At 65.2% G+C, this 23511-nt stretch carries 23 protein-coding genes; 14 read left to right on the top strand and 9 right to left on the bottom strand.

Translation table 11 applies throughout. The features are described 5' to 3' along the window. Positions 1–51: 51 nt before the first annotated feature. Entirely contained in the window at positions 52–996 is a 945-nt protein-coding gene (locus ASG39_RS08370) for a 2-dehydro-3-deoxygalactonokinase (protein ID WP_062594571.1), read from the bottom strand. Continuing rightward, entirely contained in the window at positions 993–1763 is a 771-nt protein-coding gene (locus ASG39_RS08375; protein ID WP_062594903.1) for an SDR family oxidoreductase, read from the bottom strand. The genes ASG39_RS08370 and ASG39_RS08375 overlap by 4 nt, the downstream gene beginning before the upstream one ends. A 304-nt stretch (positions 1764–2067) precedes the next feature. Here ASG39_RS08375 and ASG39_RS08380 point away from each other — a divergent pair, with 304 nt between their 5' ends. The 12 genes from ASG39_RS08380 to ASG39_RS08435 all read left to right on the top strand — a co-directional run bounded on the left by ASG39_RS08380 (position 2068) and on the right by ASG39_RS08435 (position 14411). Beyond that, positions 2068–2868 carry an IclR family transcriptional regulator gene (locus ASG39_RS08380; RefSeq protein WP_062594904.1) on the top strand — a complete coding sequence of 267 codons (801 nt, stop codon included), beginning with the start codon at positions 2068–2070 and terminating at the stop codon, positions 2866–2868. 198 nt (positions 2869–3066) lie between these two features. Next, entirely contained in the window at positions 3067–3801 is a 735-nt protein-coding gene (locus ASG39_RS08385; protein ID WP_062594572.1) for an autoinducer binding domain-containing protein, read from the top strand. A gap of 183 nt (positions 3802–3984) precedes the next feature. Beyond that, positions 3985–4758: a LuxR family transcriptional regulator gene (locus ASG39_RS08390; RefSeq protein ID WP_062594573.1), complete on the top strand. Its 774-nt coding sequence runs from the start codon at positions 3985–3987 to the stop codon at positions 4756–4758. A 415-nt stretch (positions 4759–5173) separates the two neighbouring features. Continuing rightward, positions 5174–6403 carry an Mrp/NBP35 family ATP-binding protein gene (locus ASG39_RS08395; RefSeq protein WP_062594574.1) on the top strand — a complete coding sequence of 410 codons (1230 nt, stop codon included), beginning with the start codon at positions 5174–5176 and terminating at the stop codon, positions 6401–6403. Positions 6404–6782: 379 nt separating this feature from the next. Then, positions 6783–7760, top strand: a complete 978-nt coding sequence (locus tag ASG39_RS08400) for a magnesium transporter CorA family protein (protein ID WP_062594575.1) — start codon at positions 6783–6785, stop codon at positions 7758–7760. A gap of 18 nt (positions 7761–7778) precedes the next feature. Then, on the top strand, positions 7779–9779 hold the full coding sequence (locus tag ASG39_RS08405; protein ID WP_082477073.1) for a potassium transporter Kup: 2001 nt from the start codon (positions 7779–7781) through the stop codon (positions 9777–9779). A gap of 281 nt (positions 9780–10060) precedes the next feature. After that, entirely contained in the window at positions 10061–11269 is a 1209-nt protein-coding gene (locus tag ASG39_RS08410) for a cell wall hydrolase (protein WP_244481182.1), read from the top strand. 360 nt (positions 11270–11629) lie between these two features. Next, positions 11630–12013: an AtpZ/AtpI family protein gene (locus ASG39_RS08415; RefSeq protein ID WP_062594576.1), complete on the top strand. Its 384-nt coding sequence runs from the start codon at positions 11630–11632 to the stop codon at positions 12011–12013. A gap of 55 nt (positions 12014–12068) precedes the next feature. Continuing rightward, on the top strand, positions 12069–12830 hold the full coding sequence (locus tag ASG39_RS08420; RefSeq protein WP_277995960.1) for a F0F1 ATP synthase subunit A: 762 nt from the start codon (positions 12069–12071) through the stop codon (positions 12828–12830). 79 nt (positions 12831–12909) lie between these two features. Further along, positions 12910–13137, top strand: coding sequence for a F0F1 ATP synthase subunit C (locus ASG39_RS08425; protein ID WP_056332699.1), 228 nt, complete (start codon positions 12910–12912; stop codon positions 13135–13137). A 161-nt stretch (positions 13138–13298) separates the two neighbouring features. Next, entirely contained in the window at positions 13299–13907 is a 609-nt protein-coding gene (locus ASG39_RS08430; protein ID WP_062594578.1) for a F0F1 ATP synthase subunit B, read from the top strand. Between the two features lie 18 nt (positions 13908–13925). After that, positions 13926–14411, top strand: a complete 486-nt coding sequence (locus tag ASG39_RS08435) for a F0F1 ATP synthase subunit B (protein WP_200943879.1) — start codon at positions 13926–13928, stop codon at positions 14409–14411. Between the two features lie 429 nt (positions 14412–14840). Here ASG39_RS08435 and ASG39_RS08440 read toward each other — a convergent pair whose 3' ends face one another. The 3 genes from ASG39_RS08440 to ASG39_RS08450 all read right to left on the bottom strand — a co-directional run bounded on the left by ASG39_RS08440 (position 14841) and on the right by ASG39_RS08450 (position 17745). After that, positions 14841–15455 (bottom strand): LysE family translocator, encoded by a 615-nt coding sequence (locus ASG39_RS08440; protein ID WP_062594580.1) that lies wholly within the window; start codon positions 15453–15455, stop codon positions 14841–14843. 265 nt (positions 15456–15720) lie between these two features. Then, a complete protein-coding gene (locus ASG39_RS08445; RefSeq protein ID WP_062594907.1) occupies positions 15721–16410 on the bottom strand; it encodes a ribonuclease HII in 690 nt (229 codons plus the stop codon). A 177-nt stretch (positions 16411–16587) separates the two neighbouring features. Then, positions 16588–17745 (bottom strand): PA0069 family radical SAM protein, encoded by a 1158-nt coding sequence (locus ASG39_RS08450; protein ID WP_062594581.1) that lies wholly within the window; start codon positions 17743–17745, stop codon positions 16588–16590. A 234-nt stretch (positions 17746–17979) separates the two neighbouring features. Here ASG39_RS08450 and ASG39_RS08455 point away from each other — a divergent pair, with 234 nt between their 5' ends. Continuing rightward, positions 17980–18492: a hypothetical protein gene (locus ASG39_RS08455; RefSeq protein ID WP_062594582.1), complete on the top strand. Its 513-nt coding sequence runs from the start codon at positions 17980–17982 to the stop codon at positions 18490–18492. Positions 18493–18508: 16 nt separating this feature from the next. Here ASG39_RS08455 and moaB read toward each other — a convergent pair whose 3' ends face one another. The 4 genes from moaB to ASG39_RS08475 form a co-directional block, all read right to left on the bottom strand. Then, positions 18509–19045 carry a molybdenum cofactor biosynthesis protein B gene (gene moaB / locus ASG39_RS08460; protein ID WP_062594583.1) on the bottom strand — a complete coding sequence of 179 codons (537 nt, stop codon included), beginning with the start codon at positions 19043–19045 and terminating at the stop codon, positions 18509–18511. After that, on the bottom strand, positions 19042–20049 hold the full coding sequence (locus ASG39_RS08465) for a 4-(cytidine 5'-diphospho)-2-C-methyl-D-erythritol kinase (RefSeq protein ID WP_082477075.1): 1008 nt from the start codon (positions 20047–20049) through the stop codon (positions 19042–19044). The genes moaB and ASG39_RS08465 overlap by 4 nt, the downstream gene beginning before the upstream one ends. Before the next feature lie 27 nt (positions 20050–20076). Beyond that, complete coding sequence (locus tag ASG39_RS08470) at positions 20077–21906, bottom strand: tetratricopeptide repeat protein (protein WP_062594584.1); 1830 nt, start codon at positions 21904–21906, stop codon at positions 20077–20079. A gap of 240 nt (positions 21907–22146) precedes the next feature. Then, positions 22147–23163, bottom strand: coding sequence for a polyprenyl synthetase family protein (locus ASG39_RS08475; protein WP_062594585.1), 1017 nt, complete (start codon positions 23161–23163; stop codon positions 22147–22149). Between the two features lie 109 nt (positions 23164–23272). On the opposite strand from ASG39_RS08475, the gene ASG39_RS08480 reads away from it, so the two are divergent. Next, the gene (locus tag ASG39_RS08480; protein WP_062594586.1) at positions 23273–23497 is read left to right on the top strand and encodes a DUF2007 domain-containing protein; all 225 of its coding nucleotides are present in this window, start codon (positions 23273–23275) and stop codon (positions 23495–23497) included. Positions 23498–23511: the final 14 nt, after the last annotated feature.

Genomic DNA, 23511 nt, shown 5'->3' on the forward strand with positions numbered 1-23511 from the left:
TCTTTCTGGAAAGATCTCGAAATGGCTTGAAACCGCAGGGGCGGGGGCCGGTCACGCCGGCCACAGCGCGCGTGCCGCCGCCGCCAGCCCGTCGCGGACGGCCTCGTCGGCGTCGATCAGCTCGCTCGTGAGGCCGGCGGCCGTCAGCGCCTGCGTATAGAGCCCGGCGAGCGGGCCGGAGGCGACGAGGCTGACCGGCGCCCTGACCGCCCCCCTGATCGCCCCTTGCGCATCGGCCGCGAGCGTCGTCGCGCCCGCGATCTCCAGGCCGATCATCAGGCCCGACAGCCGCGCCTTTGCCTCCGTCGGGCCGTGCCCGTGCAGCAACTGGCCGGAGCGAACGGTGAAGAGCAGGTTCGTCGCCATGCCGGGATTGGCCATGGCCTCGGCAACCGCTGCCACGAAGGCCGGATGCGTGCCGTCGAAGGCGCCGGCCTCCGCCACCGCGTGGCTGAGGATCGACTGTCGCGACACGACGTCGAACAGTTCGCCGCTCATGAAGGTCGAGAACCGCTCGACCGTGCCGTCGGCCACGCGCACCCATTTGCTGTGCGTGCCCGGCATGCAGACGAGCCGCGTGCCGGCGAGCGCGCCGACGCTGCCGAGCAGTTGCGTCTCCTCGCCGCGCATGACATCGGGCATGGCGGCATCGCGCTGGGCGAGCCCCGGCAGGATACGGATGTCGCGCGCCGCATCGGGCACCACGACCGCATGCCGGACGATCTCGGACAGGGCGGCCGGCGTGTCGAGATAGCCCGCCTCAACCCAGCCCTGCCGCGCCCCGGCCATGCCGCAGATCACCACCGGCAGGCTTCGGCTGGCGCCCATCGCCTCCAGATGCTGTTCCAGCACGGCGGAAAAGCCGGTCTTTGCGGCCGTCGTCATGCCCTCGGCACTGCGGCGCTCGGACAGGGCCTCCCCCGTTTCGCCGATCAGCCAGATCCGGAAACTCGACGTTCCCCAGTCTGCCGCCGCATAGCTTGCCGTTGTCGTCACAAGACACCTCCGTCGATGATCATCGTCTGGGCCGTCATCCGCGCCGAACAGTCGGAGGCGAGGAACAGGCAGGGGCCGACGAGGTCGTCGGCATCAAGCGTTTCGGGAATGCACTGTCGCCGGCGCATCGCCTCGATCGTCTCGTCCGTCAGCCACAGCGCCTTCTGCCGCTCGGTCACCACCATGCCCGGCAGCAGCGCGTTGACCCGGACGCCCGAGGGGCCGAGCGCGCCGGCAAGCGATTTCGTCAGGCCGACGATCCCGGCCTTGGCGGTCGCATAGGCGGGAACCTCGCCCATATTGAGGAGATAGGCAATCGAGGAAAAATTGACGATGGCGCCGCCGCCGCCGGCCGCGAGATGCGGTGCTGCGGCCTGGCTCATGAAGAAGAACGGCTTCAGGTTGATGGCGAGATTGCCGTCCCAGTCGGCCTCGGTGATGGCGCCGAAGCGCTGGCGGTCGTCGCGGGCGGCATTGTTGACGAGCACCTTGAGACCGCCCAGCGCCGCGGCTGCGCGCTCGACGAGCGCCGGGATGGCGGCGATGTCGCGAAGATCGGCCTCGATGAACAGCGGCGCGTGCGGCCCGACATTCTTTAGCTGTCGTGAAACTTCCCGTCCCGTATCTGCGTCATTGTCGATATAAGCGACTCTTGCGCCCTGACGCAGGAAGCCCTCGACCAGGGCCGCACCGATACCCGAGGCTCCGCCTGTGACGAGAATGCCGCGATCGACCAGATCCGAAAACACTGCAGAGGGGCCGGGCATGCTGTCGACGCCCTCCCTCCAGGCAGCCATTGCAAAAAGGCGTTCCAATATTCGGAACAAGCGTTTACTATGTGGAATATCGGCTAGTTCACCTGCGAGTGTCAAGGCGGAAAGCTGCGGCGCACGCAGGCTTTTCCGCGCGAAGCACGCTTCTGCGCAGCTTGAAAAGAGGGGCTGGAAGACGGGAGTCCGAATGACAGCGATCGGCGACATCGGCGGTGGAAGCGACAGGGGTGCCAGGGTCGAAAAGGGCGAAAGCGGAGAAAGCGGCGAAAGCCGCGCGGCGGCGCAGGATACGGGAACGCTGGGCAAGGCCCTGGCCGTGCTCGATCTGGTCGTCAATGCCGATGTGCCGCTTCGCTTCACCGACATTCATGCGCTCTCGCGCCAGCCGCGCGGCACCCTGCATCGCCATCTCTCGCATCTGGTTCAGGAAGGCCTTTTGTTCCAGCGCGCCGATCTTGCCTACGAGCCGGGCCTGCGCCTTCTCGCCTTCGCGCATCGGGCCTGGTCGCGCAACGATCTGAGACGGATCGCCCGGCCGCATCTCGATCGGTTGCATGCGGAAACCGGCGAAACAGTCCATCTGGGCGTCCTTCGTAAGACGGAGATTATCTATCTGGACAAGGTGGAGAGCCGCCAGACCGTGCGGATGGAGAGCCAGATCGGCCGCGTTTCGCCGGCCTACTGCACGGGCCTGGGGAAGGCCGCCCTGTCGGCGCTGTCACCGGCCCGCCTCGAAGCCAGTCTTGCAGCGATGTCTTATCACCCTTTTACGGCGAACACGCACCGGTCGAAAGGCTCTCTGGTTGCCGATCTGGACCGGATCCGTGAGAAAGGCTATGCCATAGACGCGGAAGAACATGAGGTGGAAATCCGCTGCGTGGCCGCACCCGTCACCACGGGAGACGGCGGCGACAGCGCCGCGACAGGGAACAGGGCCTATCAGAGAGGCGTAATCGGTGGCATCTCTGTCACGGGACCCGCTTACCGTGTCACGCTGGGGCAATTGGAGGCCTGGTCGGGGCTTGTCAAGGACGTTGCGAACGCCATCGCACACGATGCGGCTGTTGGCTTGGGGCCGGTTTCAATCGGGGATATGTAAGAAAAATTTTTGTGATCAACCTTGTGTATTTATCAGACAAATTGGGACGTGACGGTAGACGTCTGACAGACTTCAATTATACTAGGACAACCGCCGCAAGGTGCGAAAAAGTATACCGGTATCGTTGCAGATGATGGAACTCGGGGCTCATTCTGTAATTGGTGGCGGTCTTTAGCGAAAGCATTCAGAGGAATTTTCATGGGTTCGAGATTTGTCTCGCCCGAGATTGTCGTGGCCGGCAACAGCTGGACGATCGGCAATCTGGAGGAGGAGAGCGACGTCCGCCGCGTATTCGAGAGCATCTGCGCGCATTACGCGTTCCAGGGCTTCGCCGTGATTGCCCTGCCGTCACGGTCGGTTCCGATGCTCCGCAAACTGGTGATGATGACGAACTGGTCGATGGAGATCGTCAGGCAGTATGACGATCTCGGCCTTCTGAAGACGAGCCCGGTTTTCGAACAGCTTCGGGTCAGCACCGTGCCGTTCACGGTCGACAACAGCTCGCCGCTGGCCTTCGCCAGAATAGCGGTTCAGAGCGCCAGAGGCCTGTTCGCGCGGTCCGGCTTCGGCCGCATGGTGTTCATCCCGGTGCATGATGCCGACGGGCGTCGCAGCGCGGTGGCCTTCGGCGGCGACCGGCCGGAACTCAGCCAGCAGGAACTCAATGCCGTGACCTTCGTGGCCGGCCACGCCTTCAATCGCCTGAGCGAGATCTGGTCGGCCTCCCGCCGCGCGCCGGGCTCACTGTCCCGTCGGGAGATCGAGTGCCTCCGGCTGGCGGCTGGTGGCAAGACCACCGTGGAAATGGCCCGTTTGCTGAGCCTTTCGGAATATACCGTCAATCATTACCTCAACCGGGCGACCCGGAAGCTCGACAGCGTCAACCGCGTCCAGACCATCGCCAAGGCTCTAAGGGCCGGGTTGATCGCGTGAATGCGGTGCATCTGCAGGCTGGAGGAGGGACGCGCGCGGCTCGGTCTGCCGCGTTGCCCGAGCGCCTGAGCCATGGAGACCATGCCCCCATGGGGAACAGGGCCCTTATGGACGATACGACCCCTATGGAGGATGTGACCCGCCATGGGGATGTGACCTATGGAGGAAGGGTAGGGGCACTTCATGGCTGACGTGAGCGGTACGATCCCCGATCCCGAGATCTCGGCTGCGGTAAAGCAGGGCGGCGTGGCTGGAAGCCACCTTGCGGAGATCGCCCGGCTGGAAACGCGCGACGACATCGTCGCCTTCATGACGCGCATGACCGCAGAGCGCGGCTTCCCCTTCTATCTCCTCTGCACGCTTCCGACGATCGACGAGACGAATTTCGCGCACATCACCATTCTCTCCAACATCCCCGAAGATGTCTTGCGGCGATACGACTCGACCGCCTCGCTTCTCGAGGACCAGGCCTTCCTCGCCTTGCGGACGACCACCACGCCCTTCCGGATGGTGCCGAGCGAATGTGCCACGATGATCAATGGCGTGTCCCATCCCGAACGCGAGGCGGTGATCGAGGAAATGGGCTTTCGCGAAGCCTTCTTTTTCCCGGTGCACGATGCCGCCGGCGGACGCGCCGTCTTCATCCTTCTGAGCGGCCAGACCGATCTGGCCGTCGAGGTCATGACCGATCTGCACATGATCTGCCTGCATGTCTACAATCGCATGGTCAACATTCGCGGTACGATGAAGGAACGGCAGAAGATCGACCTGTCGGACCGCGAGATCCAGTGCCTGAACTGGACGGCGGCCGGCAAGACCAGCTCGGAAATCGCCGAGATTCTCGGCCTCTCCGAACACACCGTCAATCACTACCTCAACCATGTCGCCAAGAAGCTCGAGGCCGTGAACCGCATCCAGGCGGTGGTCAAGGCCATGCGCCTTGGCCTGATCAGCTGAGCGCCGCAGCGCCATCATCGGTGTGAGCGTCTGAATAAGATGCAGGCGCATGAAAATTTGCTCTCGAATCGAGCAAATGCCAAAGGATTTCAGCGCTTCCGCCGTGAAAGCCGCCTGTTTGAAACTGGCACGCTTCCTGCATCATCTTCAGCAAGGTCCAGAGGGGACCATACGATAAAAACTGCGCCCCAGAAGGTCGCGAACAAGGCCGTCTTTCGCTGACGTGATCCCGGATGAACGGACACGGATGCAAAAGGCGGCCTTTGTCATGTCAGAGCCTCGGAGGCGGCCTGCCACATCCCGCTTCCGTCATTGCGTCTTTTCCCAAGCCGATCCATTGGCGAAGCGGCCCGGCTCGATTATCTAACCGGCAGGAGATGCGCTTCTCGCGCGTCGTCGCGCAAGGAAGACGAGAATGGCCGCAGACAATGCCGAGCTGAGCAAGGACAAGGTCCTCGACGCCCTGAGGGCCGTGCGCGGGCCGGAGCTCGAAGGCAATATCGTCGATCTCGGCCTCGTCTCCGACGTCTTCATCTCTGATGCCAAGGTCTATTTTTCGATCACGGTGCCGGCCGAACGCGCCCGCGAACTCGATCCGCTGCGCGCCGCCGCCGAACGCGTCGTCAAGGACATTCCCGGCGTCAAGGGGGCCATGGTCGCGCTGACCGCCGACCGCAAGGCCGGCGCCCCCGCACCCCGCACCTCCGCGCCCGTCGCCCCGGCTTCAGACACGGCACCCGGTCGCCCGCCGGCGGCCGGCGGCCATTCGCACCATCCCCATCCCCATCCCAATTCCAATGCCAGTGCCAATGCCGCGCCGCGCGGGCCGGTCAAGGCCGGCATTCCCGGCGTCGGCGCCATCATCGCGGTCGCCTCCGGCAAGGGTGGCGTCGGCAAGTCCACCACCTCGGCCAACCTGGCGCTGGCGCTGCATGCCAACGGCCTGCGGGTCGGCATTCTCGATGCCGATATCTACGGTCCCTCCATGCCGCGTCTCCTGAAAATCTCCGGCCGGCCGGAGCAGATCGGCGGCAAGACCATCAAGCCGATGGAGAATTACGGCCTCAAGGTCATGTCGATGGGCTTTCTCGTGGACGAGGAGGTGGCGATGATCTGGCGCGGCCCGATGATCCAGTCGGCCCTGCTGCAGATGCTGCGCGAAGTCGCCTGGGGCGAGCTCGACGTGCTCGTGGTCGACATGCCGCCCGGCACCGGCGATGCCCAGCTGACGATGGCGCAGCAGGTGCCGCTGGCCGGCGCCGTCATCGTCTCGACGCCGCAGGATCTGGCCCTGATCGATGCGCGCAAGGGGCTCGCCATGTTCCGCAAGGTCGAGGTTCCGGTGCTCGGGATCGTCGAGAACATGAGCTATTTCATCGCGCCCGATACCGGCGCCCGCTACGACATCTTCGGCCATGGCGGCGCCCGCAACGAGGCGGAGCGCATCGGCGTGCCCTTCCTCGGCGAAGTCCCGCTGACCATCGCCATCCGCGAGACGTCGGACGCGGGAACGCCGCTGGTGGCGCTGGAACCGGACGGTCCGGTCGCCGCCGTCTACCGCGAGATCGCCACGAAGGTCTGGGAACAGGTCTCCGCCGCCAAGGCCGACACCTCGCGCGACATGCCGTCGATCGTCTTCGAATAGACCGGGGCGCCCGGCCTGCCGGTCTTTAACATCCCGGTTGACTTTACCGCGCCGACGGCCGTTAAGTCCTGTGGCTAAAGGATGGCACGGGGACCGGATGACGGTTGATTTTGCAAGGGCCATGCGTCATATGCCTCTCCGCACGCCGGTCGGTCGCGATCCCGTTGCGGATCGGTCGCGCGCAGGACGCGGTCGCCAGCCGCAATGGCAGGGTCTCGTGTCCGCCCGTCACACGTCTGCCCGTTACACGTCCGCCCGTCACACATCCGCTCGTCAGGGTCCAACGTTCCGCACTGCCTTTCGCCGGTCACTCCCAGGGATATATCCGCACGCTGTCGTGACTTTCGGTCACCACGGCCCGCGGCACGAGGTTCACAGCATGATCACTGTCTACGACGCCCGCGGCGAGGCGATGGTCATCGATGCCGCCTCGGCGCCGGCAACGATTCCCGAGGATATCGTCTGGATCGACATGCTGCGTCCGGACCGGGCCGAGGATCACATGATCGAGCGGTATCTGCAGATCGAGATCCCCACCCGCGAGGACCTGAAGGACATCGAGCCGTCGAGCCGCATGTACACGACGCCGGATGCCGTGTTCATGACGGCGTCGCTCGTCTGTCGCGCCGATAGCGGCCACCCCGATATCACCGATGTCGCCTTCGTGCTGGCGCGTGGCAAGCTGATCACCGTGCGCTACGACGAACCGAAGGCCTTCGACCTCTTTCGTGCCGGCCTGCCGCGCATCGTCGGCGGCTGCTCCAACGGCGCCTTGATGCTCGCCCGCCTGTTCGAGACGATTTCCGACAGGACCGCCGAAATTCTGGAACAGGCCGTCGCCAGCCTCGACAAGCTGTCGCAGCAGGTCTTCGGCGACCGCACCCAGAGCAAGCGCCGCCCGCCGCATTATCTGGAGGCACGCCTGCTCGACGTCGCCTCGCATCACCGGCTGGTGGCCAAGACCCGCGACAGCCTCGCCTCGCTGTCGCGCGTGCTGACCTTCCTCTACACCGTGCCGGCTCTGCAGGAGACGCGCGAAGCCAAGGAGCTGTGCCGCACCGTGACCCGCGACGTGCAGTCGCTGACGGAGCATGCCTCCTTCATCTTCGGCAACATCACCTTTCTGCTCGATGCCTCGCTCGGCCTCATCAGCGTGGAGCAGAACGCGATCATCAAGATCTTTTCCATCGCCTCCGTGGTCTTCCTGCCGCCGACCCTGGTCGCCTCGCTCTACGGCATGAACTTCGAGGTGATGCCGGAACTGCACTGGACCTACGGCTATCCGATGGCCCTCGTCGCCATGGTGGTCTCGGCCATCGTCCCGTTCTATATCTTCCGCTGGAAAGGCTGGCTCTGACGAGCCGGATCATCTCGCATGGCGCACAAGGATATCAAGGCTCCCGAGAGCTTGGGAACGGCGGTCGATGCCGGGCAAGCCAAAGAGCCGACCCACGGGTCGGGTCATGGGCCGGCCCAGGGCCATGGTGGCGACGACGCCCATGGGGATCATGGCGGCAAGCACGGCTATCTCGGCCTCGCCATCGGTTCGATCGGCGTCGTCTATGGCGATATCGGCACGAGCCCGCTCTATGCCTTCCGCGAGGCGCTGCGCCCGGTGGCGGCCGACGGCGTGACGCGTGGCGAGATCATCGGCCTCGTGTCGCTGATGATCTGGACGCTGACGATCATCGTCACGCTGAAATACGTCATCTTCCTGCTGCGCGCCGACAATAACGGCGAGGGCGGCACGCTGTCGCTGCTGGCGCTGCTGATGAAGTTCACGCGCGGGCATTCGGCCTATCTGTTCTTCATGGGCATTGCCGGCGCCGCGCTGTTCATGGGCGATGCGATCATCGCGCCGGCGCTTTCCGTCCTCTCGGCCGTCGAAGGCCTGAAGCTCGTCGCGCCCTCCTTCAGCGATTATGTCGTGCCGATCTCGGTCGTCATCCTGCTCGCGCTCTTCGCGGTCCAGTCGCGCGGCACGGAGGCGGTGTCGAAGTTCTTCGGGCCGATCATGGTGGTCTGGTTCGTCGTGCTCGCCGTCATCGGCTTCAGCCATATCCAGGACGATTACGGCATCCTCGCCGCCTTCAATCCCTACCATGCAGTGCGCTTCCTCATCCATGCGGGCTTCGTCGGCATCGTCGTGCTCGGCGCCGTCTTCCTCACCGTCACCGGGGCCGAGGCGCTCTATGCCGATCTCGGCCATTTCGGCCGTCGCCCGATCCAGGGTGCGTGGATGTGTCTCGTCTTCCCGGCCTTGGCGCTGAACTATCTGGGGCAGGGCGCCATGGTGCTGAAAAACCCGGAGGCGATGTCGGACCCGTTCTACCTGATGTTTCCGGAATGGGCGCTGCTGCCGATCGTCATCCTGGCGACCGCCGCCACCATCATCGCCGCCCAGGCGGTCATCACCGGCGCCTTTTCGCTGACCCGGCAAGCCATCAACCTCGGCTTCCTGCCGCGCATGGCGATCCTCCACACCTCGGAAACCAATACCGGGCAGATCTACGTGCCGAACGTCAACATCATCCTGATGTTCGGCGTCATGGCACTGGTCTTCATCTTCGGCTCGTCGGAATCGCTCGCCACCGCCTATGGCATCTCGGTCACCGGCGCCATGGTGGTGGATACGCTGCTCGCCTTCCAGTTCGTGCGCATGCGGTGGCGCTGGCCGCTGGCGCTCGCCATCGGCCTCTTGATGCCGTTGCTCGCCCTGGAATCGATCTTCCTCGGCGCGAACCTGCTGAAGATCCACGATGGCGGCTACGTGCCCGTGCTGATCGCCGCCAGCTTCGTGCTGGTGATGTGGACCTGGCGGCGTGGCACCAAGATCCTGCAGGACAAGACGCACCACACCAATATCCCGCTTGCCGCCTTCATCAAGTCCATCGAGCGCAAGAGCGAGCACGCGCCGGTCGAGGTTCCCGGCACCGCGATCTTCCTGACCAGCGACCCGGACTCCGCCCCCGCCGCCCTGCTGCACAACATCAAGCACAACCACGTCCTGCATGCGCAGAACTTCATCCTGACCATCCGCACGACGAACACGCCGGTGGTGCCCAAGCATCACCGCGTCAGCGCAACGAAGCTCTCCGACCGGTTCAGCCTGCTCGAAATGCGCTTCGGCTTCATGGAAACCCAGAACGTCTCGCAGACGCTCGGCCTGTTCCGCAAGACCGGCCTGAAGTTCGACATCATGTCGACCTCCTTCTATCTCGGCCGGCGCAAGCTGGTGCCGGACGCGCAATCCGGCATGCCGGAATGGCAGGACCGCCTCTTCATCGCCATGGCCAACGCCGCCATCGACCCCTCCGACTATTTCCGCCTGCCGACCAACCGGGTGGTGGAACTGGGATCGCACGTAATCATCTGAGGCCCCAAGGCTAAAAGAGGGCTCAAAGTGGACTGAAAGGGGCTGAACGAGGGGGCTGGAAGCACCCGCCTTCGTGTCCCCGTCCGTCATCCCGCATTTACCCCGCATTAAGGTTAATGCTTCATTGTCGTCCCCAGAGCAGGCCCCTGGCGGCGCTTCGGATGATCGGGCCGGACCTGCATTTTCGTTGGATGTTCGCGGAAAACGCGTTCCGGCCGATCCGCTCGGCCGGGCGAGGGCTCCTGCGCGTGTGCCTTCCCCAAGTGGGCGTGGAGTTGCCTGTGCGTCAGATTATGCGTCAGAGAGTTGGTTCGAAGCGCCGGTCGCCGGCAACCGCGTCTCCCATCCCCCCGGCACGGCGCTGGTCCGCGCCGCTCCTGATCGCCCTCGGCCTCTTCGTCGGCTGTCCCAGCGTCTCGGCCCATGCCGATCTCGCCACCTTCCTCTCCGGCATCAATCGCGGCGGCGAGCGCTGGCGGATGCACATGACGACGTCGCCGGCCGGCTCGCTGCACGAGGCTGAGATGGTCTTCAACGATCCGATCACCACGGCGGCCATCGGCGACGGCGCCGGCATGACGCTGCCGGATGGCGGCAAGGTCTCGCTCGCCTCCGCCGACAAGCAGTCGGACCCGCGCACCGACGAGGAGCGCGTCAACCGCCGGGAGAAAAAGGGCCGCATCGTCACTGTCGCCCCGGTCACGCCGCCGAAGGATTTTTCCGCCGGCTCCATCCTCCAGCGCACCAGCGGGCTGACCATACCGCTGTTCGACACGCAGGAACGCATGGTCTTCGCCCGCCCGAAGATCCGCGGCCAGGAAATCGAAATCGCCACGGCCTTCTATAAGAAACTGGCGCCGAAGCGCGACGAAGCGATGTCGCCGATGATCGCGAGCCTCGTCACCAACCAGCGCGCCGATATCCTGGCGACCGCCTATGCGCCTGCAGCACCCGATTATGCCCGCGAATCGCCCTTCGACTCGATCCTCAAAGATGACGCCGGCGGCGGCCGCTTCATTCCGGACATCTCGCCCGAGGATCACGCCTGGGCCGCCAATCCGCTGCCGGCCGATGCCTTCAGCGAGGCCGAGCAGAAATGCCTGACGGCGGGCATCTATTTCGAATCGCGCGGAGAATCGGCGAAGGGCCAGGCGGCCGTCGCGCAGGTCATTCTCAACCGCGTGCGCAATCCCACCTATCCCGGCTCGATCTGCGGCGTCGTCTACCAGAACAAGGCGCTCTACAACCGCTGCCAGTTCTCGTTCGCCTGCGACCGCATCCCCGACATCGTCTGGTCGCCGTCGCACTGGCAGACCGCCAAGGAGATCGCGCTCGCGGTCACCGCCGGCAAGATCTGGCTGCCCGAAGTCGGCTCGGCCACGCATTATCACGCGACCTATGTCCGCCCCGACTGGGGGCCGACCATGAAGCGGCTGACGCAGATCGGCAAACACATCTTCTACCGCACCTATGGCGGCGGCTGGAGCTGAGCGACGGTCCCGGCGGGAATCACCCGACAGGTCCCACCAGATGTCCTAAGGCCCTCCCGTCCATCACAGGTCCGGAGGGCTTTCCCGCGCGCCCACGCACCCGCACCGCGCAAGGGTCGCCGCGCTTTGCCCGCAACAGCTGGGGACAGATTCCGCCGAGCCCGCACTTTTCGATCACAACACGTTGATTTGTCAGTCGAATATTGTCGCTCGCCAAGGCATGGCTTCGCCTTGACTATGCGCGACGCCAAAACTATGGTGCGGCCGACTTCAAACGGGCCGAGAGTGGCTTCAAATCAGGCCTTTGTGAGGCCGCTCCCATGGTTTATCACGGGGACGGAGACGCAGGGGAGGGGCCACATGACGGACAACCAGAACGAAGGTCTGGAGGAACGGCGCCGGCGCCTCGATGCCCAGCTGTCGGAACGGCGCGGCAACGAAAGCCGCGACGCGGCGGACGAGGCGAGGGCGGCGGGCAACCGCAAGGGCTACCAAGTCGCGATCAAGCTTTCGAGCGAATTCGTGGCGGCCGTCATTGTCGGGGCGCTTCTGGGCTATCTTCTGGATACTTTTGCGGGTACAGGGCCCTGGGGGATGATCGTCCTTCTCCTCCTCGGCTTCTGCGCCGGCGTGCTGAACGTCATGCGGTCTGCAGGCATGGTGGCATCGCCCCATCCGGCCGATCGGGTCGGAGAGCGGCAGGGTGACGTCGGCGACGACAACAAGGATGGCGGCGCCCCATAAGGTGCGGCAACGGGAAACAACCGCTTCGCGCGGCTGAGAGCGAAAGAGAACGACAGTGGCAGGCGATAAGGTAGATCCGACCCACCAGTTTATGATCAACGAGATCGTCCCGATTCACATCGGCGGCTTGAATCTCTCTTTCACCAATGCCTCCCTGTTCATGGTCGCGACGCTGGTCCTGGCCATCGGCTTCCTCTATTTCACCACCACCTCGCGCGCGGTCGTTCCAGGTCGCATGCAGTCGGTGTCGGAACTCTCCTACGAATTCATCGCCTCGATGCTGCGCGAAGGCGCCGGCAGCCACGGCATGCACTTCTTCCCGATGGTCTTCTCGCTGTTCATGTTCATCCTGACGGCGAACCTGCTCGGCATGGTGCCCTACTTCTTCACCATCACCAGCCAGATCATCGTCACCTTCGCGCTGGCGCTGTTCGTCATCGGCACGGTCCTGGTCTATGGTTTCTACAAGCACGGCTTCGGCTTCCTGAAGGTCTTCGTGCCCTCCGGCGTTCCCGGCATCCTGCTGCCGCTCGTCGTGACCATCGAAATCATCTCGTTCCTGTCGCGCCCCATCAGCCTTTCGGTCCGTCTCTTCGCCAACATGCTGGCCGGCCACATCACGCTGAAGGTCTTTGCAGGTTTCGTCGCATCGCTCGGCACCATGGGTGCGCTGGGCATCGGCGGCGCCATCCTGCCTCTCATCATGACCGTGGCGCTCACGGGTCTCGAATTCCTCGTCGCCTTCCTTCAGGCCTATGTCTTCGCGGTACTCACCTGCATGTACCTGAACGACGCGGTCCATCCGGGCGGTCACTGAGGAATAAGTCACGCAGGCCGGCAAACAATCGCCGCGCCTGCCAAGAAAAGCCGCAACAACCCTTCTCAAGGAGATCAACATGGAAGCGGAAGCAGCAAAGTACATCGGCGCGGGTCTGGCATGCCTCGGCATGGCCGGCACGGCTCTCGGCCTCGGCAACATCTTCGGCAGCTACCTCTCGGGCGCGCTTCGCAACCCGTCGGCAGCCGACAGCCAGTTCGGCCGCCTCGTATTCGGCTTCGCCGTTACGGAAGCTCTGGGCATCTTCTCGCTGCTCGTAGCTCTGCTCCTCCTGTTCGCCGTCTAAGACGGTCGAGCTTGCCGGGCCGCGATTCCGTCGCGGCCCGTTCGATTTTGACAGGTCCGCGATTCCGTCGCGGCCCGTCATCCTTTTACAGTGCCGCCATTCCGTCTCGGCTTTCGAGGGGGACATGAGCGTGGCCTTTTGAGTTGCCCCTGGAGATGAGCATGTTCGTGACCGCGGCCTATGCCCAGTCAACCACACCTCCCGAGGGCGAGACACCCCATGCCGCGCCTGGCGACGTGCACACCGAGACCGGTGTCGCATCTGAAGGCGGCCACGGCTCCGGCGTGTTTCCGCCTTTCGACCAATCAACATTCGCATCGCAGCTCGTGTGGCTGGCGATCACGTTCGGCCTGTTCTATCTGCTGATGCAGAAGGTGATCATGCCGCGGATCGCGACCATCCTCGCGACCCGCCATGATGCCATCGCCCGCGATCTCGACGCCGCAGCGCGTTCCAAGGCCGAAGCCGATGCCGCCATCGCATCCTACGAGCAGGAACTGGCCGCCGCCCGCGCCAAGGGCAATGCCATCGCCGCCAGCGCCCGCGAGGCCGCCAAGGTGAAGGCCGCCGCCGACCGCGCCGCCGTCGAAGCCGCCCTCAACGACAAGATCGCGGCCGCCGAAAGCCGGATCGCCGAGATCAAGGCCAGCGCGCTGGCCGATGTCGGCGCGATCGCCGAGGAAACCGCGTCCGCCGTTGTCGAGCAGCTGCTCGGCCGCGAGGTGCCGCGCACCGAAATCGCATCCGCCGTCAAGGCTGCGGCAGAGTAAGGGAGAAGACAGATGGATTTGACCTCTCTGGCCACATTCTGGGCCACCGTCGGCCTGGTGCTCTTCCTCGCTCTCATCGTGTACCTCAAGGTACCCGGCATGATGGGCAAGCAGCTGGACGAACGCGCCGCGCGCATTCGCAACGAGCTTGACGAAGCCATGCGCCTGCGCGAGGAAGCCCAGGCTCTGCTGGTGGAATACCAGAGGAAGCGCAAGGAAGCCGAAGCGGAAGCCGCCAACATCGTGGCCGCCGCGGAGCGCGAAGCCGAAGCCCTGACCGCCGATGCCAAGCTGAAGACGGAAGAATTCGTCACCCGCCGCACCACGCTGTCCGAGCAGAAGATCCGCCAGGCCGAAACCGACGCAATCAACGCCGTGCGCGCCACGGCCGTCGATATCGCCATCGCCGCCGCCGAACGCGTCATCACCGCCAAGGCCGACGCCGCGACCCAGCAGTCCCTGTTCGCCAACGCGATCGGCGACGTGAAGGCACGGCTGAACTAGGCTTTCTCCGGCGCCGGAGCGGGCGTCGCGGCTTGAATTGTCCGAGACGACACGGACTCTGAGAGCGACACGACATGAACGAAAGGCTGGCCATGTGCCGGCCTTTTTTCGTTTGGGCCGGGTTGGGGATGCAGACGCATTCCTTCGACGGATGTCTGTTCCGGACTGTTGTCTTGTGCGTGGTTGGGACGGTGAAAATTGGTGGCCTGACCATCGAGGGCCTGTTCCGAGGCTGCCCCTCACCCTAACCCTCTCCCCGCGGGCGGGGAGAGGGGACGTGGCCCGCTTGACGGTTCGAGGGGGGGGAGCGGAAGCGATGCCCCGAGTCCCTTCGCCCCGCCTGCGGGGAGAAGGTGGCGGCAGCCGGATGAGGGGCGGGCCACCCACCGAAGCGCCAGCTCCGATCAGCCCATTTCCCAACCAAAAACCTCACCGCGCGGCGACGATCCCGAGGCCCGTACCGATCATCAGCCCGCCCGCTGTGCGATTGACCCGGCGGATGACCTTTTGGGTGCGCAACAGACGACGCGCCCGGGTGGCGAGCAGCACATGGCCGCCGATGACGACCGCTTCGACCGCAAGGATGATCGCCGCGAGTTCGAGCAGCGTCGCCGCCGTGAACGTCGTCCCCACCACGTTCGGCAGCAGCGCGAGATAGAACAGCGGCATCTTCGGATTGCCGAGGTTGAGGGCAATGCCCGTGCAGAAGACGGCGGCGAGGCTGCCGCGTTCGGAGACCGCCTGCATCTGCGGGAGCTCCGGCGGCGCGGTCCAGAGGCGGAAACCCATCCAGACGAGATAGGCGGCGCCTGCAAACCGCAGCACCGTCATCAGCGTGCCCATCTCGGTTGCGAGCACCGAGAGCCCGAAGCCGGCCAGCGACAGGAAGACGAGGATGCCCGCGACGGTGCCCGCGCCATAGGCAAGGCCCGAGGCGGGACCGTGGGAGATCGTCCGGAGCACGATCGTCATATTGTCCGGTCCGGGGCTGGCCGCGAAAACGAAGAAGGTCAGGGCGAAAGCGGAAAGCGTGACGGCATCCATGTCGATCTCCTCGGGCGGCGGGACTGCCGCGGGACCGAGGCTAGGCAGAAAGAGCTTTCCCTGCAATGAGAAGATGCAGAGGTTCTGCGGTCATGACGATGACGGAGCCCGGCAGAATGGCGACGGGATGGCCGGACCGGCGGCCTCCGCCGGCCAAACGGCGCTCATGCGAAAGCCGAGACGCTCGCGGGGGTAGGCATTGGCTGAACGACGCGCGCCCGCTCATTCGCTCCGGTTTAAATCCCGCGACGCATGGTCTTCCGGGCTAGGGCAGTTCGACCAGCACGATCTCCGCAGCGCTGTCGTCGGGTCGCAGCGGCCGAAAGGTCATGCGATGCAGGCGGCACGGGCCGTGCAGCGTGATGGCGCTGCGATGACGCGCGGTGGCATAGCCGGCATGCAAGGCAAAGCCATAGCCGGGAAACACACCGTCGGCCCGGGTCATCATCCGGTCGCGCGCGACCTTGGCGACGATCGAGGCTGCGGCGATGGAGAGCGAGCGGGCATCGCCCTTGACGACGGCGCGGCCCTCGCAGGCGAGCCCCGGCGGCACGTCGCGCCCGTCGGCAAGAACCAGGGCCGGCCGCCGATGCAGGCCGCAGACCGCGCGCCGCATGGCGTCGAGGCTCGCCTTGCGGATGTCGGTGCCGTCGATGCGGGCCGCACCCGAGGAGGCGATGGAGACGGTGGAGGTCGCAAGGATTTCCGCAAACAGGACTTCGCGCCGCTGCGCGGTCAGTTGCTTGCTGTCGTTCAGCCCGTCCGGAATGCGTTTCGGGTCGAGGATGACGGCGGCGGCGACCACGGGTCCGGCAAGCGGCCCCCGCCCGGCCTCGTCCGTGCCGGCGACCGGCCACAGGCCTTCCCGCTTCGCGGCCGTCTCCAGGCTGAAATCCGGCGTGAGGCGGATGTCGAAGAGAAGCGGGGAATCGGTCGTGGTGGTGCGGCGTGCCATGGCGGCAGGGTCGCACGAGAGGCCGATTCCCCGCAAGGCCCCCAGGAGATGCGGCGGCGCCTGGGGGCGGAAGACCGGCAACGTTGCGGACGCCGCCGGTCTCGAGTGACCGCATGGTACGAGGGACATGCGGTCCCATTCAGCATCCGGCGCGTGCCGGACGAGGAGGACGGGTTCTCAGAGCAGCGAGAGCTGCACGCCCGTTCCGAGCGGCGGCACGAAGATGTCGCAGTTCAGCGCCCGCCGGTTGGTGTTCAGCTCCAGCCGCTTGGCCGCGAGGTCGAAGCGGCGGCCGATCTGCCAGGCATAGGGGCCGGCACCCTTCATCCGCTTGGTGAAGTCGGCGTCGTAATCCTTGCCGTCGCGCATCGAGCGCACCAGCGACATGACATGGCGGTAGCGATCCGGATAATGCTGCAGCAGCCAGTCGCGGAAGAGCGGGCTCACCTCCAGCGGCAGGCGCAGGAGAACATAGCTCGCCTCGGTGGCACCCGCCGCCTTGGCGGAATCGAGCACCCGCTCGATCTCGTGATCGTTGAGCGCGGGAATGACCGGCGCCATCAGCACGCTGGCCGGTATCCCCGCCTCCGACAGCTTGCGGATCGCATCCAGCCGCTTTTCCGGCGTCGAGGCGCGGGGCTCCATCAGCCGGGCGAGTTTGCGGTCGAGCGTCGTCACCGACAGGCCGACGCGGGCGAGACCCTTCTCCGCCATCGGCGCGAGGATATCGAGGTCGCGCAGCACCATCGCCGATTTCGTGACGATCATCACCGGGTGGTCCGCCGCCTTCAGCACCTCCAGGATCTGGCGCATGATCCGCCATTCCTTCTCGATCGGCTGATAAGGGTCGGTATTTGTGCCGATGGCGATCGGCTTTACCTTGTAGCCGGGCTTGGCGAGTTCCCGCTCCAGCAGTTTTGCCGCATCGGGCTTGGCAAACAGCCGCGCCTCGAAATCGATGCCGGCCGACAGGCCCATATAGGCATGGGTCGGCCGGGCAAAGCAGTAGATGCAGCCATGCTCGCAGCCGCGATAGGGATTGACCGAGCGGTCGAACGGGATATCCGGCGACTCGTTGCGCGAAATGATCGTGCGCGGCTTCTCCACCTGCACCTCGGTCTTGAACGGCGGCAGATCCTCGAGCGAGTTCCAGCCGTCATCCTCGGCGCTGCGGCTCACCGGCTCGAAACGGCCGGAGGTGTTGACGCCCGCGCCACGCCCGCGGCGACGATCCACGTCGATGCGAAGGCCGCTCTCGACCATCAGTGCGTCGGCCACATCGGCCCGATTGCCGGGCGCAAAGGCGCCCTGCCTTACATGGGACAGATCGTTCATGGGACACTCCGGGGAACATGGGCGACCCGACTTTCGCCAAATCGCCATGTCGTTCTCTCTGGTTTTATTGCTATCGCCAAAATGAGAACAATGCAAGAACAAAACGGAGGGGATGCCGCTCTCGGCTCTCGTCGCAGCCGCCTGCCGCCCGGCGATTCATGATGAACGAAGGGAATCTGCCGGTCGATCCTCCGCTTTCATGGCAATCGTGTGTGCAATGCGGTAGGAACGGCCATGCTCACGATCCTGATGGAAACCCACGATAGCGAGACGAGGCTGGCCCAGTCCCTGGCCGCGCTGGTGGCTGGTGCGGTGGAAGGTCTCGTCAGCGACGTCATCATCCTCGATCACGGCTCGCGCGATGCCTCGCAGCGGGTGGCCGACGCCGCCGGCGCGCGCTTTCTGACCGATTGGGACATGGCGGACGTGATCGGCTCGGCGCGCGGCGAGTGGCTGCTGCTGATCGAGCCGGGCGCCTGGCCGCTCGGTCGCTGGGTGGACGAGATCGCCGAGCACATGGCGATCGGCCGCGGTCCCGCACGCTTTTCCGCCTCCCGCCGGCATCGGCGGCCGCTTCTGGCGCGGCTGGCGTCGCGCCGCCCGCCGCTCGAGCAGGGCTTTCTCATCAAACGCGCGCAGGCTGCCGGCATGGCGAGACCCGGCATGACGATTGCCGATTTCGTCACCCGCCGCGGCGTCCATCGTCTGTCGAGCGAACTCATGCCCGCCTGGGCCTCGGGTCGTTAGAAAGCGGCGCGCGCCGTCACCGCTTCAGGTGTTCGTCCAGCCGCGGCATGATCTCCACGAAGTTACAGGGGCGGTGGCGCAGGTCGAGCTGCTGGCTGAGAATCCCGTCCCACGCGTCCCGGCAGGCCCCGGGCGAACCCGGCAGCACGAAGATGAAGGTGGCGTTCAGCACGCCGCCGGTCGCCCGCGACTGGATGGTCGACGTGCCGATCTTTTCATAGGAAATGCGATGGAAGATGGCGGAGAAGCCGTCCATCCTCTTGTCGAACAGCGGCTCCAGCGCCTCCGGCGTCACGTCGCGGCCGGTAAAGCCGGTGCCGCCGGTGGTGATCACGACGTCGATGCCGGGATCGAGGCTCCAGGCGGTCACCTGCCCGGCGATGGCATCGCGGTCGTCCGGCACGATGCCGCGGGCGGCAAGCGTGTGGCCGGCCTCGGTCAGGCGCGCGACCAGCGTATCGCCGGATGTGTCGGTGTCCGGCGTCCGCGTGTCGGACACGGTGAGGACCGCAATGGAAACGGGCACGAAGCTGCGGGCGGTGTCGATCGTCATGGTGTCGTGGTCCTCTCGGCGGCGGCCGGGTCCGAGCCCCGCGTGGTGCAGGGCAGGAGATACCAGTCCGGATGGGCGTTGCGGATGCGCTCCGCGGCGAGATCGCGCGTTTCCCTGTCGAGAAACAGCCCGAAACAGGTGGCGCCGGAGCCGGACATGCGGGCAAGGGCCGCGCCCGCGTCCCAAAGTGCCGCCCGCGCGCGCCCGATCAGCGGCGTTAGAGACTGGGCCGGCGGCTCCAGATCGTTGCGCGTTTTCGCAAGCGCCGAAATCCAGTCCGCGCGCGTGGCGAGACGCTCGGGCAGCGCCAGCGGCGGATGGGTCTTTTCGGTCAGGGCGAGGAAGACGGCGGGCGTGGAGACCGCGACACCCGGATTGACCAGCAGAGCCGGAAATTCGGGCAGGCCGGAAACGGGCGCGATCGCCTCGCCGATTCCCCGCGCGATCAGCGGCCGGCCGGTCAGACACATGGGCAGGTCGGCCCCGAGCGACAGCCCCAGCGCGGCCAGATCCAGTGCAGCAGAATCCGGATCGCTCTCCGGCACCTGTCCCCAGATCCGCCGGAGCCCGGTCAGCGCCGCCGCCGCATCCGCCGAGCCGCCGCCGATGCCCGACGCGACCGGAAGGTTCTTTTCGAGATGCAGCGCGACCGGCCCGCAGGGCAGGCCGAGTGCGGTCAGCCGCAGGCGCAGAAGGTCGCGCGCCTTCAGCACGAGATTGCCGCTTTGGCCCTCGGCCTCCACCGGCACATCGCCGGCAAACGGGCCGGACACGGTAAAGCTGTCGGCCTCCGCTACGGCCAGAGACAGGCGGTCGCCGGTATCCGTAAAGGTCACCAGGCTTTCGAGCAGGTGATGACCGTCGGCACGCTGGCCGACGACATGCAGCGCGAGATTGATCTTTGCCGGCGCCGCAAGCACCAGCGGCACGCCGGCACCCCGTTCCGCGGCAAAGACGTGTGCCGCGGACGCAAGGATGGCCGACGCATCGGAAGCGGCTGGCATGCGAGGCGTGTCAGCCACGGGCCGGTATCAGGACTTCTTGCCGGGAACCGTCACTTCCGGCGGCTTCGGCTTGCCCTCGGCCTCGGCGGCGGCGGGAACCTTGGCCTCCACCGGCGGCAGGCCGTTCTCGATCTTCGCCTTGATCTTGGCGATCTCGTCGTCTTCCGGCTTCAGCTCCAGCGTCTGGTTCCACTGGAACACGGCTTCCAGCTTGCGGCCGACGCGCCAGTAGGCATCGCCCAGATGGTCGTTGATGGTGGGGTCGCCGGCCATCAGCTCGGCGGCGCGCTCCAGCTCGGCCACGGCCTCGTCGAACTGCCCCAGGCGGAAATAGGCCCAGCCGAGCGAATCGACGATGTAGCCGTCATCCGGCTTCAGGTCGACGGCGCGGCGGATCATGTTCAGCCCCTCTTCGAGGTTGATGTTCTTGTCCACCCAGGAATAGCCGAGATAGTTCAGCACCTGCGGCTGGTCGGGGTTCAGCTCCAGCGCTTTCTTGAAGCTAGGCTCGGCTTTTTCCCATTCCTTCAGGCGCTCATAGGCGATGCCGCGCTGAAAATAGATCGACCAGTCGCTGCGCTTGGGCACCGGGCCGACGATCTCGACAGCCTTGTCGTAGGTGACGGCCATCTCCTTGTAGTCCTTGGCGTCCGAAAGCACGCTGCCATAGGCGACGTAGCTGCGGATGTCCTTCGGATCGAGGTCGATCAGTTCGCGCAGATGCTTCTTGGCATCGTCCACCTTGCCGACTTCGGCAAGCGCCAGACCCAGCTGCATTTCCGACAGGCGGCGCATCGGCGAGCCCTGCGGCACCTGTTGATAGAGCGCGATGGCCCGCTCCGGCTTTTTCAGCGTCTCGGCAATGCCGCCGAGCATCACGAGGATGTCGGCACTGTCGGGATCGAGCGCGCGTGCCGTCTGCAGGTAGAGCGAGACGATGTCTTCCGCCCCTTCGCGATTGAGCGCGGCACCGACGGAGAACAGCACGGCGGCGGCGCCCTGGCTGGCGTTGCGGACCTGCTGTTCCTGCGGCTTGCCGTCCTCGATGCTTTTGCGCAGCGCATCGAGCGGAGCGTAGTTGTTGACGAAGTTCTGCCCGAGCGAGATCGTGTCGAGCGCCTTCTGCTTGTTGCCGTCGGTCGCTTCCAGCCGTGCGAGCGCGATGATCGAGCGGATGAACGTGTCCGGCGCCGCACCGCCGCCATTGCGGTCGGTCACGGCCTCGTTGAACTTGGTGCGCGCGGTCTGCTTGTCGCCGGCCGCCAGCGCGATCGCGCCCTGCTGGTAGTTCTTGAAGATGGCGAACCAGTCCGGGCCCTTCATGTCCTGGATCATGGCGATGGCGTCCTTGGGCTTGCCCTGTCCGGCCTTCGCCCAGGCCAGAAGCAGCCCGTTCATCATCCGGTCAAGATCGTTCGGCCCGGAATATTTCAGGATCTTCTCCGCGTTGCGGAATTCCCGTCGGCTGATCGCGTCGACGCCGCGCACGACGGTGGTGATCCGCTCGACCGAGTCATCGGTCTTCAGCTCGTTTGCGATCTTCACTCCTTCGGCGAAGTTGCCGTTCATCAACGAGGTGATCATCAGGCGCTGCTTCACCTCGACATTGTCGGGCTCGAATTCCAGCGCCGTGCGGTAGAGCTTGGTCGCGGTGTCCAGATCGTGATCGACGTCGGCCGTGCGGGCCGCGAGGAACGATCCGGAAAAGCTGTTGACGGAGTTCACGTCGAAGGGCTTGGCGGCGGCTTCCGTCGCCGGGGCCTTCGCCTCTTCCGCGAGCGCCGGGCCGGAGACGAAGCCGGCAAGCGTCAGAAACGCCACGCTGGTGAGCATCCGAAGAATATGTTTTTGCCGCATGACAAGCCTTTCGTTTCGGATGCGCCGCGCAAGCGCCTAACCGGAATCAGTTCTGTAGTGATAACGCAGTCCGCGCAGAACCGGAATTGCGCCCGGCGCAGAACCGGAATTGCGTCCAGCCGGGGTCAGCTCCCCTTCGAGAGCATCACCCTTGGTTGCGGCAGGCTTGGCAAGACAGAATGGCTTTTTTGGCGCACGCCGCCAGAAATCGCCCGTCCTGCTCGACCCGCATCACCAGCGTCAGTTCACCCGGTCGATGCAGAAGTCGATGACCTCCAGCAGCGCATCCTTCCACGGCGAGGCGGGAAGGGGGGCGAGCGCATCGCGCGCGATCATGCCGTAGTGCTTGGCCCTTGCGATCGTGTCGGTCAGCCCGCCATAGCGCGTGATCAGCCCCATGGCGTGTTCCAGGTTCGCGTCGCTGGCATTGCCGCCCTCGATCGCGTCCTTCCAGAACGCACGCTCCTCCGCCGTTCCGCGCCGGTAGGAGAGGATGACCGGCAGGGTGATCTTCCCCTCGCGAAAATCGTCGCCGACATTCTTGCCGAGATCGACCGATTTGCCGCCGTAATCGAGAACGTCATCGACCAGCTGAAAGGCAAGGCCGAGGTTCATGCCATAGGATTTCAGCGCGTTGCGGGCCGAGCGGTCGGTCTTGGCGACGATCGGGCCGACTTCGGCGGCGGCGGCAAAGAGCGCGGCGGTCTTGGCGCGAATGACGGCGAGATAGTCGTCCTCCGTCGTTTCCATGTTCTTGGCGACGGAGAGCTGCAGCACTTCGCCTTCGGCGATCACCGAGGCGGCCGTCGAGAGAACGTCGAGCGCATCGAGCGAGCCGACCTCGACCATCATCCGGAACGCCTGGCCGAGCAGGAAGTCGCCGACGAGCACGCTGGCCTGGTTGCCCCAGATCATCCGTGCCGTGGACTTGCCGCGCCGCAAGTCGCTCTCGTCCACCACGTCGTCGTGCAGCAGGGTTGCCGTGTGCATGAACTCGACGCTGGTCGCGAGCTTGACATGCGCATCGCCCTTGAAGTCGAACATGGCAGCGGAGGCCAGCGTCAGCATGGGACGAAGCCGCTTTCCGCCCGACGAGATCAGGTGGTTGGCAACCTCGGGAATCATCTCGACATCCGAACCCGCCTTGGCCAGGATCAGCTGGTTGACCCGCTCCATGTCGGCTTTGGTCAGATTGACCAGCGGCTGCACCGAGGCCTGTTTGTTCTTGCCGTCTTCCAGCGGTATCACGACGCCCAAGGCGAAGCACTCCTGTTCAAGCTATTCTTCTGAGAATAGAAAGGGGGGGCTTTCGCGGCAAGTGGCGATTTGCCCCAGGGCACCGACGAATGGGAAAAAAGCGAGCCAGATGAAAGAATTGATCCGTACCAACGACGCCGTCGTCCTCTCCTTCGCCGAAAGCCTGATGCGCGACGCGGGCATCATCTGCTTCATCGCCGATCAGGGCATGAGCATTCTCGACGGTTCGCTCGGCCTCCTGCCGCGCCGCCTGATGGTTCAGGGCGAGCGCGCCGACGAGGCAAGGACCATCCTCTCGGATGCGGGCCTCGCCGCAGAACTCCGGGATCAATGAGGCGCGGAGCCGCT

The sequence above is a fragment of the Rhizobium sp. Leaf371 genome (assembly GCF_001424045.1).
Classification (GTDB): domain Bacteria; phylum Pseudomonadota; class Alphaproteobacteria; order Rhizobiales; family Rhizobiaceae; genus Ferranicluibacter.

Bases quoted from the DNA above. Each gene is read 5' to 3' on its own strand.
- ASG39_RS08375 (WP_062594903.1), bottom strand. From the start codon at position 1,763: ATGCCCGGCCCCTCTGCAGTGTTTTCGGATCTGGTCGATCGCGGCATT.
- ASG39_RS08385 (WP_062594572.1), top strand. From the start codon at position 3,067: ATGGGTTCGAGATTTGTCTCGCCCGAGATTGTCGTGGCCGGCAACAGC.
- ASG39_RS08390 (WP_062594573.1), top strand. From the start codon at position 3,985: ATGGCTGACGTGAGCGGTACGATCCCCGATCCCGAGATCTCGGCTGCG.
- ASG39_RS08395 (WP_062594574.1), top strand. From the start codon at position 5,174: ATGGCCGCAGACAATGCCGAGCTGAGCAAGGACAAGGTCCTCGACGCC.
- ASG39_RS08400 (WP_062594575.1), top strand. From the start codon at position 6,783: ATGATCACTGTCTACGACGCCCGCGGCGAGGCGATGGTCATCGATGCC.
- ASG39_RS08405 (WP_082477073.1), top strand. From the start codon at position 7,779: ATGGCGCACAAGGATATCAAGGCTCCCGAGAGCTTGGGAACGGCGGTC.
- ASG39_RS08415 (WP_062594576.1), top strand. From the start codon at position 11,630: ATGACGGACAACCAGAACGAAGGTCTGGAGGAACGGCGCCGGCGCCTC.
- ASG39_RS08425 (WP_056332699.1), top strand. From the start codon at position 12,910: ATGGAAGCGGAAGCAGCAAAGTACATCGGCGCGGGTCTGGCATGCCTC.
- ASG39_RS08430 (WP_062594578.1), top strand. From the start codon at position 13,299: ATGTTCGTGACCGCGGCCTATGCCCAGTCAACCACACCTCCCGAGGGC.
- ASG39_RS08440 (WP_062594580.1), bottom strand. From the start codon at position 15,455: ATGGATGCCGTCACGCTTTCCGCTTTCGCCCTGACCTTCTTCGTTTTC.
- ASG39_RS08445 (WP_062594907.1), bottom strand. From the start codon at position 16,410: ATGGCACGCCGCACCACCACGACCGATTCCCCGCTTCTCTTCGACATC.
- ASG39_RS08450 (WP_062594581.1), bottom strand. From the start codon at position 17,745: ATGAACGATCTGTCCCATGTAAGGCAGGGCGCCTTTGCGCCCGGCAAT.
- ASG39_RS08455 (WP_062594582.1), top strand. From the start codon at position 17,980: ATGCTCACGATCCTGATGGAAACCCACGATAGCGAGACGAGGCTGGCC.
- moaB (WP_062594583.1), bottom strand. From the start codon at position 19,045: ATGACGATCGACACCGCCCGCAGCTTCGTGCCCGTTTCCATTGCGGTC.
- ASG39_RS08465 (WP_082477075.1), bottom strand. From the start codon at position 20,049: ATGCCAGCCGCTTCCGATGCGTCGGCCATCCTTGCGTCCGCGGCACAC.
- ASG39_RS08470 (WP_062594584.1), bottom strand. From the start codon at position 21,906: ATGCGGCAAAAACATATTCTTCGGATGCTCACCAGCGTGGCGTTTCTG.
- ASG39_RS08480 (WP_062594586.1), top strand. From the start codon at position 23,273: ATGAAAGAATTGATCCGTACCAACGACGCCGTCGTCCTCTCCTTCGCC.